This is a genomic window from Galbibacter sp. PAP.153, assembly GCF_037029175.1.
In the GTDB taxonomy this organism is placed as follows: Bacteria; Bacteroidota; Bacteroidia; order Flavobacteriales; family Flavobacteriaceae; genus Galbibacter; species Galbibacter pacificus.
Window position 1 is genome coordinate 68,905 of record NZ_JAZEUN010000003.1, and the last position, 13,735, is coordinate 82,639.

Below are 13,735 nucleotides of genomic sequence, written 5' to 3' on the forward strand. Positions count from 1 at the left end.
TTTTGCCACTAATTCGTTAATCTTACCGTTTTCTATAACTTTTAAATTTCGTTTCTTAGAAAACTTCCTTTTCCATATATTGGCCTATTTCCCCCACTTTATCCGTTCCCAAACACGTTCGTGAACAAAGTAAAGTGTCATTTTTGTTACCAATTCAATAAATCCAATAGACAAGGCCAGTTTAAATGTTCCGGTTACAAACCAGGAAATTAAAATGGTATCCATGGTCCCAACGATACGCCAACTAACCGATTTTGCAATGCTTCTGCTTATTTTGTCGCCCGAAGCTTTTTGTCTGGCCTTTTTGTCGCTATTTGCCTGTAAAACCTTGTCTAGAATCATCTTTCACTTTTTTTATTACTCTACTTAGTCGATAGGTTAATAGAATTTTAAAGCGAAAGTACTATTTAATTCCAAAAAACCAAACGATTTTTGGGAATTTTAACTACTTAAAGCCTGATTAAGGTCATTTATAACATCTGAAACGTTTTCGAGACCTACGGAAACACGCACCAAACCATCCGAAATTCCAACTTCCATACGGTCTTCCTCAGAAAGTTTGCTATGCGTAGTCGATGCAGGATGCGTAACAATGGTCCTGGTATCGCCCAAGTTGGCAGAAAGCGAACACATTTTAATGTTATTTAAAAAGTTTCTTCCGGCTTCAACGCCCCCCTTTATTTCAAAAGCAACAATGCTCCCGCCCTGTTTCATCTGCTTTTTGGCAATTTTGTATTGCGGATGCGATTTTAAAAAGGGGTATTTTACAAAATTTACCTGAGGGTGTGCTTCTAAGAATTCGGCCACTTTTAATGCATTCTCGCAATGGCGGTCTACACGAACGGCCAAGGTTTCCAAACTTTTAGACAGCACCCATGCATTAAACGGCGATAGCGCCGGACCTGTGTTTCTGGAGAACAAATAGATTTCGCGTATTAAATCTTTTGGTCCCACGGCAACACCACCAAGCACGCGACCTTGTCCGTCCATTAATTTGGTGGCCGAATGCACTACAATATGTGCACCAAAATCGATTGGTTTTTGCAAATAAGGGGTTGCAAAACAATTATCGATTACTAAAGTAAGGTTGTGTTTTTTGGCTACTTCGCCCAAATATTCCAAATCCAAGACATCTACAGCGGGATTGGTGGGTGTTTCTGCAAACAGTATTTTTGTATTGGGCAGGATTAAACTTTCTATTTTATCCACTTCGTTTACCTTAAAATAACTGGTTTCTATGTTCCACTTTGGCAAAAACTTGGTAAACAGGGCATGAGTCGAACCAAAAACCGAACGCGCCGAAACCACATGGTCACCACTGTTTAGCAATGCCGCGAAGGTTGAAAATACCGCCGACATTCCCGTTGCAAAGGCATATCCTGCTTCGGCACCTTCCATTTTACAGACCTTGTCCACAAATTCGGTGGTATTTGGGTTGGTAAAGCGACTGTATAAATTACGCTCTTTTTCTTCTGCAAACGATGCTCTCATGTCTTCGGCATCCTCAAAAACAAAACTTGAAGATAAATAAAGAGGTGCCGAATGTTCTAAAAATTCGGTTCGTTCAATTTGAGTTCTAATTGCATCGGTTTCAAAATGGTTTTTGCTCATGGTGTATAGTTTGTAAAGTTGAAAGGTCAAAGATTTTAAAATTCCTTCCCTTTAATTTTGCTTATTTTTTTTAAATCATACCTACAAGGTTGTAAAAAACCTTACAGGAGTTATTCTAATTTTATTTTCCTTTTTCAGCCAGTTTTAAAATATCGCCAAAAACGCCTCTTGCCGTTACCGCAGCTCCCGCTCCGGCTCCTTGGATAACAATGGGCCTGTCTCCATAAGATTCGGTGTAAATTTCAAAAATTGAATCGGCGCCCTTTACTTGACCCAATATGCTATTGGCCGGAACCGACACCAATTTTACATCCAATTCGCCCTTGTCCTGCTGTAAATCGCCGTGCAAATCACCTACATAACGCAAAACGTGGTCGCTTTCCTGCTCATCTTTAATTTCTTGATAGGGGGCGTTAAATTGTTCAAGACTCTGTAAAAATTCGGGCACTTCTTCATTTCTTAAATTTTCCGGCACCAGGTTTTGAATGTTTACATCTTCAAATTCATTCTTCAAATCCAATTCCCTAGCCAGGATAAGCAATTTTCTTCCTACGTCGTTTCCATATAGGTCTTCACGGGGATCGGGTTCGGTAAAGCCGTTGTCAATGGTATCTTTTAATATTTCGTTGAAAGGTTTTTCTTCGGAAGAAAACCGGTTGAACAAATAGCTCAACGTTCCAGAAAACACCCCGCGGATCCTTGTAATATTTTCACCTGAAAGATGAAGTATCCTGATAGTATCGATTAACGGAAGCCCAGCGCCCACATTGGTTTCATACAAATATTGCTTTTGATTTTTCTCCAACAAATCCCTCAAATCACTGTAAAAATCAAAGCTTAAGGTATTCGCTATTTTATTGGAAGACACCAAATCGAACCCGTTTTCTACCATGGTCTTATAATTGTCCACAAAGTCCTTACTGGCAGTATTATCAATGGCAATTAAGTTCTCTAAATGATGCGCCTTCGCAAAATTGATTACCGTTTTGATATTTGATGCCGTTTCGCTGGCAGCGATAGCTGTCTTCCAATCGTTGCTTATTCCATCTTTATCCAACAACAATTTGCGTGAATTGGCAACGGCAAAAATGTTGAGCTTAATTTTTTTACGGTCCTCGATATTGGCTGCCGATGTTAATATTTGATCGATTAAAGTTCCGCCAACCAAGCCATGACCAAAAATGGCAATGTTGATTTTTTTTGAGATTTCGAAAATTTCGCCGTGAATTACATTCAATGCCTTGTGCAATTCTGATTTTTTCACCACCAAACTCACATTCTTCCCAGTGACGGTATTATTGAAAAGAATTGGGATTACCTGATTCTTTATCAAGGCATTATACGGTTTGTGAAAGGTGCTTAAATCTTGACCAATAATTGAGATTACCGATGCATCGTCGACCACCGAAATTTTATTTACGTCTTTTGAGTAAAAATCGTTTTCAAATTCCTTTTCCAAGGCAATCATTGCTTCGGTGGCATCTTTGGCGTTTACCACCAAGCCAATGCCCCGCTCTGAAGAACCTTGCGAAATAATACTCACGCTAATTTCTTTTTTGCCCAAAGCGTTAAAAATTCGCGCATCGACTCCCGCTTTCCCGAGCAAACCACGGCCTTCGAGGTTTACCAAGGCCACATTTTCTAATACAGAAAGCGATTTCATGCCCTCTTTTTTGGGCGTAGCCGTAATTAACGTCCCCAGATTGTCGTGGTTGAACGTATTTAAAATACGGAGGGGAATGTTTTTTTCGATTAACGGAATAATGGTTTTGGCATGTAAAATAGTAGCTCCGAAATTTGCCAGCTCGTTTGCTTCGTTAAACGACAATTCTTCAATACGTTGCGCCGTGGGCACCAAATCGGGATTGGCAGTAAAAATACCATCTACATGCGTAAAGTTTTGCAGTTCCCCGGCATCGAGGAAATTGGCCAAAAGTGCCGCGGTATAATTGCTTCCATTCCTTCCTAAAGTGGTGGTTTCATTCTTTTCGTTGGAACCTATAAAACCGGTTATAATATTTACCGTATCCCCATTGTGCTGTGTAAAATGTTTTAGCACATTTTCTTTTGAAAGCTTTTCCAAAGGCTGTGCATCGCCAAAACGTTCATTGGTTTTAATAAGTTTTCTTGAATCGGTAAAATTGGCGTTTACACCCTTTTCTTTTAAAACTTCGGTAACCAGTTTAGCCGAAATCAATTCGCCTTGCGCTAAAACCTCGTCTTTTATTTTCGTACTGAAGTCGCCCAACAGGCTTACCCCCGAAAATAGTTTTCCTAAATTTTCAAATTCTTCTGAAAGGTTTACATTTGGATAATCCTGCAGTTGGTATTTTTTAAAAGCGTCAAACAAATGTTCGTAATCCTGCTTGCTTGCTGCGGTTTCGAGTATGCTCTCCAGTTCGTTTGTTGCATTGTTCCTTGCAGAAACAACCACGGCAATGCGTTCGCCATTGTTCACCTTATTCTCAATAATTTCCACAACATTGTTGATTCCGTCGCCATTTGCCAACGACTTTCCTCCAAATTTTAATACTTTCATTTTATTATTTTTTAGGGACGATTCAAAAATGCCCCCTATCAATTTTTCTAATTGTTCATATTCTATTAAAAAGGCATCGTGCCCATGTACCGACACCACTTCTCCGTATCGTACCCGGTCACTGGATTGTGCCAATTGTTTGTAGGTCTCCCTGTTTTCTTCGGCCGTAAAAAACAAATCAGAACTTACACCGATAATATGCACATAAGCATCAATAGTTTCCAGCACATTAAAATGTTCGGGCCTTCCGCGGGTTACATCAATGGTTTTTAGCAATTGGTTCATCAATTTGTACGCAGAAAGCTGAAAACGCTCTTGCAATTTTTTACCGTGATGCAATAGCCAGCTCTCTACATTAAAAACCTGCAATTCTTCGTTGGTGGTCCTTTTGAAACGTTCTTTAAAAGATTCCGGTGTTCGGTAACACAACATGGCATGCATTCGGGCGTCGTGCACAGGTTGTTTGGAGTTGACCAAAAATTGTTCTTGAATCTGGCAATTGGCAATTAACCAATCGGTCGATTTCCAATCGGTTGCCACCGGAATTAAATGCCGGGTAATATCTGGTTTTATGGCTGCCATTTCCCATGCAATCCCGCCGCCAAGCGACCCGCCGATAAGTGCATATAACTTTAAAATTTCCAGTCTTTCCAGCCCCAGTAAGAAAATGCGGGCAATATCGCGGGCCACAAAATCTTTGTAATTATCGATAATAAACCCATCGTAACCGTTGCCTGGAATATTAAACGACACTATTGTGTAAATAGTGGTATCTATGGCTCTTCCATCCCCAATTAGGTCTTTCCACCAACCATTATTTCCGCTCACGTCGGAGTTTCCCGTAAGCGCATGATTTACCATAACAATCGGAGCCGAATGCAACGGTTTGCCAAATAGCTGGTACGATAAATTTAAATCTTGCGTAGCCCCGCTTAAGGTGGTAAAATTTTTTAACGGAATATGTAATAATTCGTTTTTCAACTTTTAATTCATTTTTTATTCATTCGTCTTAATAAATAACTTCAAACGATGTTAAAAAGAAAGCTGTAAAACTACAAGGAAGTAATTTCAACGTTATCTATCTCTGGCACTTTGCTTATACCTGCTCTAAATCAAACTCATAATGATTTTAACAGGTACGGAAACAAGTTCAGTACCAAGGGTAGAATGTAGCACCTTCTTATCTTATCCCCTTCCCAACCCCTTCAAAAGTGGTTAAGTAGAGGAACAAGGGTTGCTAAGGCGTCAATAGGTCTATTCCTTCAGCCTTTCTTGATAACATTTCAAAATATGTTTGAACTTATCCTGTTTTCTGGTTTTTTTGAGGATAACTCGACTCTTTAAAACCTTGCACAGGAACTTAATTTTTAAATCCCTATTTAAAAGGAGCATTTATTTTTCTACACATTCGACCAAAGCGAACGTTTCTTTCACTTTTTCTACATAATCGAGCTTTTCCCACGTAAAAAGCTCAACTTCCCTTTCAATTCGTCCATTGTACGGAGATTCAAAAACCTTCGTTTTCATTTTTGGCTCTTTCCCCATATGTCCATATGCAGCCGATTCTAAATAAATTGGGTTGCGTAGTTTTAGGCGCTCTTCTATAGCAAATGGGCGCATATCAAATAGTTGAGCTACTTTTTTAGCAATCTCGCCATCGCTCAATTCCACTTTTGAAGTCCCGTAAGTGTTTACAAAAATAGACGTAGGTTCTACCACGCCAATTGCATAGCTTACCTGTACCAAAACTTCATCGGCAATACCGGCGGCCACTAAGTTTTTGGCAATGTGCCTAGCTGCATAAGCTGCACTTCGGTCTACCTTGCTCGGGTCTTTTCCGCTAAAGGCCCCGCCTCCGTGGGCTCCTTTTCCGCCGTAGGTATCTACAATAATTTTCCTTCCGGTAAGGCCAGAATCGCCATGTGGACCACCTATTACAAATTTCCCGGTTGGGTTTATATGGTATTTAATATTATCATTAAACAATTTTTGTACATATATTGGCAATTGCTTTTTAACCCTCGGTATTAATATTTCAAGAATATCTTTTTTAATCTGGTCAAGCATAACCTCATCGTTTTCATTGAAAGGATCATGCTGTGTGGAAATTACAATAGTATCGATTCGTTGCGGGATGTTATCATCAGAATATTCAATGGTAACCTGCGCTTTGGCATCTGGGCGTAAATACGGAATTTCTTTTCCTTCCCTACGCAACGCTGCCAAGGCGATTAATAATTTATGCGAAATATCCAATGCCAAAGGCATGTAATTGGCAGTTTCATTGGTGGCATAACCGAACATCATTCCTTGGTCTCCTGCGCCTTGCAGTTCTTTTGATGCCCTGTCAACTCCCTGATTTATATCCTGCGATTGCTCGTGAATTAAAGAAATTACACCACAAGAATCTCCACTAAATTGGTAAGCCCCTTTGGTGTAACCAATTTTATTAATCACTTCACGGGCAATAGACTGCACGTCTAAGTAGGTATGACTTTTTACTTCTCCTGCCAACACTACTTGTCCGGTTGTAACCAAAGTTTCGCAGGCTACCTTGCTTTCTGGGTCGAATGCCAAAAAATTATCCAGTAGCGCATCGCTGATTTGGTCCGCAATTTTATCGGGATGTCCTTCACTAACCGACTCCGATGTAAATAAGTATGCCATAATTGCTTTTTCTTAATCTTTATTACTTCGGAAAGGATTTTGACAGGCACGTCTAAAGAAGTTCTCACTGCTTTAGCTCTTTTTTTACGAGGTGGCAATCAGTCAAATCTTTCCTCAAAATCTTGATACAAATGTAAGGATAAGATTGAAAATGAAAAATGTTTGGCCATTTTTTTTATATTTCATACTTCAACTTTATCAACCAAGGGTTTATTCCTTTTATATACTTATACTAAAGAAACTCCTATAAACGGTAAAAAGCACCACTTTAACCCGGTAAATAACAAGAATGTAATAATTGTGAAGTCTGAAATAAAATTATTTTTCGTCAAACCCTCATATCTTGTATCTTTACCGAAGTATTAAATTCAGTAAAAAAACAGATCAACCCATGCACGTTGCTATTGCAGGTAATATAGGCGCCGGAAAAACGACTTTGACCCGATTGCTTTCAAAACATTTTAAGTGGGAGGCTCATTACGAAGATGTTGTGGACAATCCATATTTAGATGATTTCTATACACAAATGGAACGGTGGAGTTTTAACCTACAGATTTATTTCTTGAACAGCCGTTTTAGGCAGATTCTTGAAATACGGGAAAGCGGTAAAAAAATAATCCAGGACAGGACCATTTACGAAGATGCCTATATTTTTGCCCCCAACTTGCATTCCATGGGGCTTATGACCAATAGGGATTTTGAAAACTATTCTTCTTTATTTCAATTAATGGAAAGTTTGGTACAATCGCCCGACCTGTTAATTTATTTACGCAGCTCCATTCCCAATCTGGTCAACCAGATACACAAACGCGGACGCGAGTACGAAAATTCCATTTCAATAGATTACTTAAGCAGGTTGAACGAGCGTTATGAAGCCTTTATTCATGAATACGACAAAGGAAAATTATTGGTAATCGACGTAGACAAATATAATTTTGTGGACAACCCGGAAGATTTAGGTGAAATTATAAATAAAATAGACGCCGAGATTAACGGTCTTTTTGAATAAGCGGAAACATAAAGCACAAAAGAAAAGAAGCTAAAAACATTTGTATAAAATGTCTTTAGCTTCTCAAAACTACCCCAAGTTACCCGCATCCTACTCTATAATTACGGGCAACAGTTTCATTACAAATTTAAGTATATTTTTTTGATTTACAATGATTTACATAAGAAAAGCATCGATTAATCGATGCTTTTATGTTAAATTTTAATGGTTATACACTATTCTTTCTTCAGTTCTTCAACTTTTTCTTGAATTTCTTCTGGCGTACCTTCAATAACCTTCTCTTCTGTAACCACTTTTCCGTTAACGGTTTTGGTAGTGGTTATAATAGCTTTTGCTTCAACTTCTCCAGAAGACTGCACCTCGACTTCTATTTGTTTCTGAAGGGTTCCTTTAGAATTTGCCATCATCGATCCTGATGAATGTCCGCCAAGAATTGGTGCAATTACCAAGCCCACCAAACAGGTAAGTTTGATTAAAATGTTCATGGACGGCCCCGAAGTATCTTTAAAAGGGTCTCCAACGGTATCTCCCGTAACGGCCGCTTTATGTGCATCCGATCCTTTATAAGTCATCTCGCCGTTGATCTCGACGCCCGCTTCAAAAGATTTTTTTGCATTATCCCAAGCGCCCCCGGCATTGTTTTGAAAAATTGCCCACATAACACCCGATACACATACCCCGGCCATATATCCGCCTAAAGGTTCCGCTCCAAAAATCAACCCTATTACAATTGGTGTAATAATGGTCAACAAACCAGGCAAAAGCATTTCCCTTAATGCTGCTTTGGTTGAAATGGCAACGCATTTGCCATATTCCGGTGTCCCGGTTCCTTCTAAAATCCCGGGGATTTCCTTAAACTGACGACGTACCTCCTGCACCATCTGCATGGCTGCCTTCCCTACGGATTTCATGGCCAATGCCGAAAAAACAACGGGGATCATCCCTCCTACAAAAAGTGCCGCTAAAACATCGGCCTTAAAAATATTAATGCCGTCAATACCCGTAAAAGTAACATAGGCAGCAAATAAGGCCAAGGCCGTTAATGCCGCTGAAGCAATGGCAAACCCCTTACCAACGGCTGCTGTGGTATTACCTACGGAATCCAGAATATCGGTACGTTCCCTTACTTCGGGCTCCAATTCGCTCATTTCGGCCACACCGCCGGCATTGTCGGCAATAGGTCCAAAAGCATCGATAGCCAATTGCATGGCCGTAGTTGCCATCATGGCAGAGGCCGCCAATGCAACCCCGTAAAATCCGGCCAGTTCATACGAACCATATATAGCTGCCGCAAATAACAATACCGACCAAAAGGTAGATTTCATCCCAACGGCCAAGCCTGCAATAATATTGGTGGCGGCTCCGGTAGAACTATTTTGAACAATGTCCAATACTGGTTTTTTACCCAAACTGGTATAAAAAGAGGTAACGTAAGAAATTAGCGCCCCTACTGCCAACCCAATACAAGCCGACCAAAAAACGTTCATGGAAGGTACTGCAACCGTGTACGAGTTTCCAAAAAACTTCATGTTCATTGTTTCGGGCAACATATATTGAATTAAAAAGAAGCTAGCTATTAGCATTAAAACAATGGCAACCCAGTTTCCGGTATCGAGTGCCCGTTGCACTTGGGATTCCTTTGCATTGTTACTGGAAATTTTCACTAAAAAAGTACCAATTATAGATGCTAAAATACCAACCCCGGCAATTACCAGTGGTAATAAGATAGGCCCCATATTATTAAAAGCATCAGAAAAAGGGGTATCTAAACTCATATCGCGAATTACATAATTCCCCAATACCATGGCTGCCAAAACGGTTGCTACGTATGATCCAAAAAGGTCGGCTCCCATTCCGGCTACGTCGCCAACGTTATCGCCCACATTATCGGCTATGGTGGCGGGGTTACGGGGGTCGTCTTCCGGGATTCCGGCTTCTACCTTTCCTACCAAATCGGCTCCAACATCGGCAGCTTTGGTGTAAATTCCGCCCCCAACACGGGCAAAAAGGGCAATAGACTCGGCCCCCAGCGAAAATCCCGCTAGTGCTTCGAGCACAATGGTCATGTTTTCATAAAAAGAAGCCCCGTTCCCTAAAAACTGGCCCGTAAAAATTAAAAAGAATAAACTTAGCCCCAATACGGCCAGTCCTGCAACTCCCAGTCCCATTACGGTACCGCCCCCAAAGGAAACCTTAAGGGCCTGCGGTAAACTGGTTTTGGCGGCTTCGGTAGTCCTGGCATTGGCTTCGGTGGCAATACGCATCCCGATATTACCTGCCAGTGCAGAAAAAATAGCCCCGATAACAAATGCCGGGACAATCATCCAACTTGTTGTTGGAACAATAATGGAAATGGTATATAAGGCTATGGAAGCAATGATAACGAAAACAACCAAAAGGCGGTATTCTGCATTCAAGAAAGCCAGGGCGCCTTCTTTTATACTTTTTGAAATTGATTGCATCTTCTCGTTTCCGGCAGCTTGTCTTTTTACCCAAACTGCTTTTATTCCCATAAAAATAAGGCCTAGAATGGCCATTAAAATAGGTACATAAATTATGTTAGATTCCATATTTAAATGTTAGTTAGTAAATAATATTCTGATAAATGTAACAAAATCACCAGAATAAAAAAAGCAATAGCTTTTTGCCATTGCTTTTATATATGTTAAATATGGAATTATTGCAATTAATCGATGCTTACTTCTTCACGTGGCACATCGCTGTCTTCAAAACGGTTTACGCATTTGGCAACAATTTCTTTTGCTTCAGCATAGTCGCCCCATCCACCAATGGAGACCTTCTTTTTCTCCAAGTCTTTATATACCTGAAAGAAATGTTCTATCTCTTTTATTAAATGCGGGTTTAATTCGCTTAAATCGTTTACACGGTTCCAAATAGGATCTGAAACCGGAACACAGATTACTTTTTCGTCCGGCCCTTTTTCGTCTTCCATATGAAAAACCCCAATAGGCTTTACTTCCATGACACAACCAGGAAACGTAGGCTCTGTTACCAATACCAAAACATCCAACGGATCGCCGTCCAAGGCTAAAGTTTCCGGGATGAAACCATAATCTGCCGGATACATCATCGATGAGAATATCATACGGTCGTAACGGATTTTCTTCAATTTAAAATCGTATTCGTATTTATTTCTACTTCCTTTAGGGATTTCGATTAGTACATCGAAAGAGGTTATTTGATCTGAACTCATCTTTTTTTAATTATAAACTCTAAAATGATGGGGTTTAAATTAAAAAACCCTTCATATAAAATTTGTTATATACTCCTTTAAAATGGAGTGCAAAAATAGTGAAAACCTATTTTAAAAGCAATGAAAGGAAGATTTAGTTAATTATTATTTGATACTATTTTAACAATCGTTAAAACACAAACTCTAAATTGCCCGTAACCGAGAATTTCCTGGCATCGGGGATTTCGAAATAATTCCCTCTGAAGTTGAAGTCGATACGAATGATTTTTAAAATATTGGCAATACCAAATGAGTATTCGTAATAAACCTTATCGGTTGGGGCCCGCAATATGGCGCCGGCAGGAGCGCTCAAGGCAATGTTTTCATCGGAAATTTCACCCCAAACTCCTCGAATGCCCACAATTTCCCTTAAATTAAGTTTTTTCAAGAACGGTATCCTTGCCAATAACCTTCCGTTAAAATTATGCTCTAATTGCCCCGAAACATAAGTGTCTGTTACAAATTCGTAGAAATTTAAATTAGGGAAGGTATTAAAAATGCTAAAATAGGTCTGGTTTCCGGGAATGGGACTCAACAAGCCCAAAGGTACCTCGCCAAAGGTTTTTCCGGCTTCTACGGTTGTAATAGTCCTTCCCAAACCACCTAACTGAAATGGTTGACGATAGTAAAACTGTAGCTTTTCGTAGTTAAAATCGCTCTCCAAGAACCCTTTAAGTCCCGATGTATAAAGTAAAAACAGGCGCGCGTAATTACGGTTTACATCGCTTCTGTCTACCCCATAACCAATTGTTTTTCTTCCCGGCGTATAATCCAGTTCCATTTTAATGTCGAACTGCTTGGTCTGGCTGGCAATTCCGCCCGGTGCCTCGGGATCTACATAATCCAAATTAAAATCGTCCGGCAATGCAGATTTAAGCGTCCTAAAGGTAAGCCCGGTACGGAGCCTTAAGTTTTTAACTGGCTCGTAACCAACCCCAAAGGTTGTTAAATTAATATCGGTCAAGGTATTGTTGCTCCCTGCCGTAAAGATAGCCGATGAGGCAAAGCTACGTCCCAGCACATCGTTGGTAGAGGTTAGGCTCACACCCAGCTGCTCAATGTCCCTTCGGGTTCCCGCTTCAACTATAAGTCGGTTTTTCCTATCGAGCAACCATTTGGCAGAGATTCCATACTTAAATTTCTGGTCTCTAAAGCCATATGCCGTGTAGCCTTCAATTCTCCATGGGTCGTTGGGCCCAAAATAAGTTCTTCCGCCGGCACGTAAACGAACGCCTTCTGCTTCGTTGAAACCAAAACTGGAATATATGGGTCCATAATCAAAATTTATTTTAGGGAATTCCACATATCCCGAAACGAGAATGGTAGCCAGATCGTACAAACGTTTAAACTTGGGGACTGTTTTTAATGTGTCCAGCATCTTATATACGCCTTTCTCGTCGTCGTTTAGCTTTTCCAGCCTATTCTGTTCCCAAAAAGTACTGTCCCTGTCGTACACAACGGGATTGTATGGATCTACGCGTTTGGTGTAAAAACTTTTTGCTTTTTCTTCGTTAAACACATAATTATTGTACACAGTGGTGCGTTTTCCGTACAACCCTTTTGACTCTTCTTTTTTGCGTAAACTAAAATCGCTCAACAAATAATCGCGCTTCAGCAGAAAAACAGAATCGTTTAAAACTTCGAACTCCTGCTCAATGTATAGCTCTTTTACCCAGTTTACATTAGCACTTTTAGAGGCCTGCATATTAATATCCTTTACGGCAAAAGTGGTATCGTTTACCCAAAAATTCCCTTTAAAGGTCATTTCGTTTTTTCGGCGCGGATAATATATAATGTTGTAACACCATTTATTGTCTATAAAGGCACTGTCTGACAGCACATAATTGTACACGTCTACACCCGTTTTGGAAAGCGGACTTACAAAGCTTTTGTTGAACAGTTTAATGTAATTATTGTATATGTTGTATTCGGCATACAGATCTTTCACATATGCTATAATACTTTGATTGGTACTGAAACCGGAATTTTTATTGGCTTTTAGCTTCTCTATTTTCTCATTGAGCTTATTATCCCCATAAACTTCGGCAAGCGATTCGTTTATAAAAATAGGAAGATAGGTTTTTCCCGTAACGTTGGAGGTATCGACTTCATCAAAAATAAACTCCATCCCCTTAAAGAGCTTTTTGTTCATAAAGGCACTATCGATGGTATTAAAATCGAACTCTATTTTCTCGTATTTATCATATTTATATTGATCGAAAAGATAGACTCCGTTTTGCCTCTTTTTTGCCCATATTTTCTTTAGGATTGCAATGGCGGGATTTCCTTTTTTGGGTTGCTTCCCCGAATAGAGAACCACTTCGTCCAGCTCTTCGCCCTCGGTTAGCTCGATTTCCAGTCCGTAATTAACCTTTTTATCCAGTTGAATTTCTTTTGTGGTGTAACCCAGCAAGGATATGTTAAGCGCTGTATATGTATTGTCCGATTCTAAATAAAAGCGGCCTTCCTCGTTGGTTATGGTACCTTCGGTAGAACCGGGAAACATTACATTGGCATAAGGGATTGCTATGCCAAAATTATCTACTACCACACCGCTTACTTTGGTTTGTGCGCAAAGGGAGATTGAAAAAAATAGTATGAGTAGTGATAATGCTTGCTTCATAAAAAATAAAAACTTCACTGACCAAAGATAGTC

At 39.9% G+C, this 13,735-nt stretch carries 8 protein-coding genes and 1 riboswitch; of the genes, 1 reads left to right on the forward strand and 7 read right to left on the reverse strand.

Annotated features, from left to right (window positions below):
• Window positions 1–84: 84 nt before the first annotated feature.
• The 4 genes from UXI14_RS02180 to metK form a co-directional block, all read right to left on the reverse strand.
• Entirely contained in the window at window positions 85–342 is a 258-nt protein-coding gene (locus UXI14_RS02180) for a DUF2061 domain-containing protein (RefSeq protein WP_335964614.1), read from the reverse strand.
• Between the two features lie 99 nt (window positions 343–441).
• Entirely contained in the window at window positions 442–1,611 is a 1,170-nt protein-coding gene (locus UXI14_RS02185) for an aminotransferase class I/II-fold pyridoxal phosphate-dependent enzyme (protein ID WP_335964615.1), read from the reverse strand.
• Window positions 1,612–1,732: 121 nt separating this feature from the next.
• Window positions 1,733–5,131, reverse strand: coding sequence for a bifunctional aspartate kinase/homoserine dehydrogenase I (thrA, locus tag UXI14_RS02190; protein WP_335964616.1), 3,399 nt, complete (start codon window positions 5,129–5,131; stop codon window positions 1,733–1,735).
• A 145-nt stretch (window positions 5,132–5,276) separates the two neighbouring features.
• A riboswitch (SAM riboswitch) is annotated at window positions 5,277–5,432 on the reverse strand.
• 110 nt (window positions 5,433–5,542) lie between these two features.
• Window positions 5,543–6,817, reverse strand: a complete 1,275-nt coding sequence (gene metK / locus UXI14_RS02195; RefSeq protein ID WP_335964617.1) for a methionine adenosyltransferase — start codon at window positions 6,815–6,817, stop codon at window positions 5,543–5,545.
• A gap of 391 nt (window positions 6,818–7,208) precedes the next feature.
• Between metK and UXI14_RS02200 the strand changes: the two genes are divergently transcribed.
• Entirely contained in the window at window positions 7,209–7,826 is a 618-nt protein-coding gene (locus UXI14_RS02200; protein ID WP_277898229.1) for a deoxynucleoside kinase, read from the forward strand.
• Window positions 7,827–8,041: 215 nt separating this feature from the next.
• Here the strand turns inward: UXI14_RS02200 and UXI14_RS02205 are convergent, their stop codons facing one another.
• From UXI14_RS02205 to UXI14_RS02215, 3 genes are all read right to left on the reverse strand, one after another.
• A complete protein-coding gene (locus tag UXI14_RS02205) occupies window positions 8,042–10,396 on the reverse strand; it encodes a sodium-translocating pyrophosphatase (RefSeq protein WP_335964618.1) in 2,355 nt (784 codons plus the stop codon).
• 116 nt (window positions 10,397–10,512) lie between these two features.
• A complete protein-coding gene (locus UXI14_RS02210; protein WP_277898227.1) occupies window positions 10,513–11,040 on the reverse strand; it encodes an inorganic diphosphatase in 528 nt (175 codons plus the stop codon).
• A 169-nt stretch (window positions 11,041–11,209) separates the two neighbouring features.
• Window positions 11,210–13,702: a DUF5686 family protein gene (locus UXI14_RS02215; RefSeq protein ID WP_335964619.1), complete on the reverse strand. Its 2,493-nt coding sequence runs from the start codon at window positions 13,700–13,702 to the stop codon at window positions 11,210–11,212.
• Window positions 13,703–13,735 lie beyond the last annotated feature (33 nt).

What these genes read in the sequence shown, in the direction of transcription:
- UXI14_RS02180 (WP_335964614.1), bottom strand. Translation starts at nt 342, where the DNA reads ATGATTCTAGACAAGGTTTTACAGGCAAATAGCGACAAAAAGGCCAGA.
- UXI14_RS02185 (WP_335964615.1), bottom strand. Translation starts at nt 1,611, where the DNA reads ATGAGCAAAAACCATTTTGAAACCGATGCAATTAGAACTCAAATTGAA.
- metK (WP_335964617.1), bottom strand. Translation starts at nt 6,817, where the DNA reads ATGGCATACTTATTTACATCGGAGTCGGTTAGTGAAGGACATCCCGAT.
- UXI14_RS02200 (WP_277898229.1), top strand. Translation starts at nt 7,209, where the DNA reads ATGCACGTTGCTATTGCAGGTAATATAGGCGCCGGAAAAACGACTTTG.
- UXI14_RS02205 (WP_335964618.1), bottom strand. Translation starts at nt 10,396, where the DNA reads ATGGAATCTAACATAATTTATGTACCTATTTTAATGGCCATTCTAGGC.
- UXI14_RS02210 (WP_277898227.1), bottom strand. Translation starts at nt 11,040, where the DNA reads ATGAGTTCAGATCAAATAACCTCTTTCGATGTACTAATCGAAATCCCT.
- UXI14_RS02215 (WP_335964619.1), bottom strand. Translation starts at nt 13,702, where the DNA reads ATGAAGCAAGCATTATCACTACTCATACTATTTTTTTCAATCTCCCTT.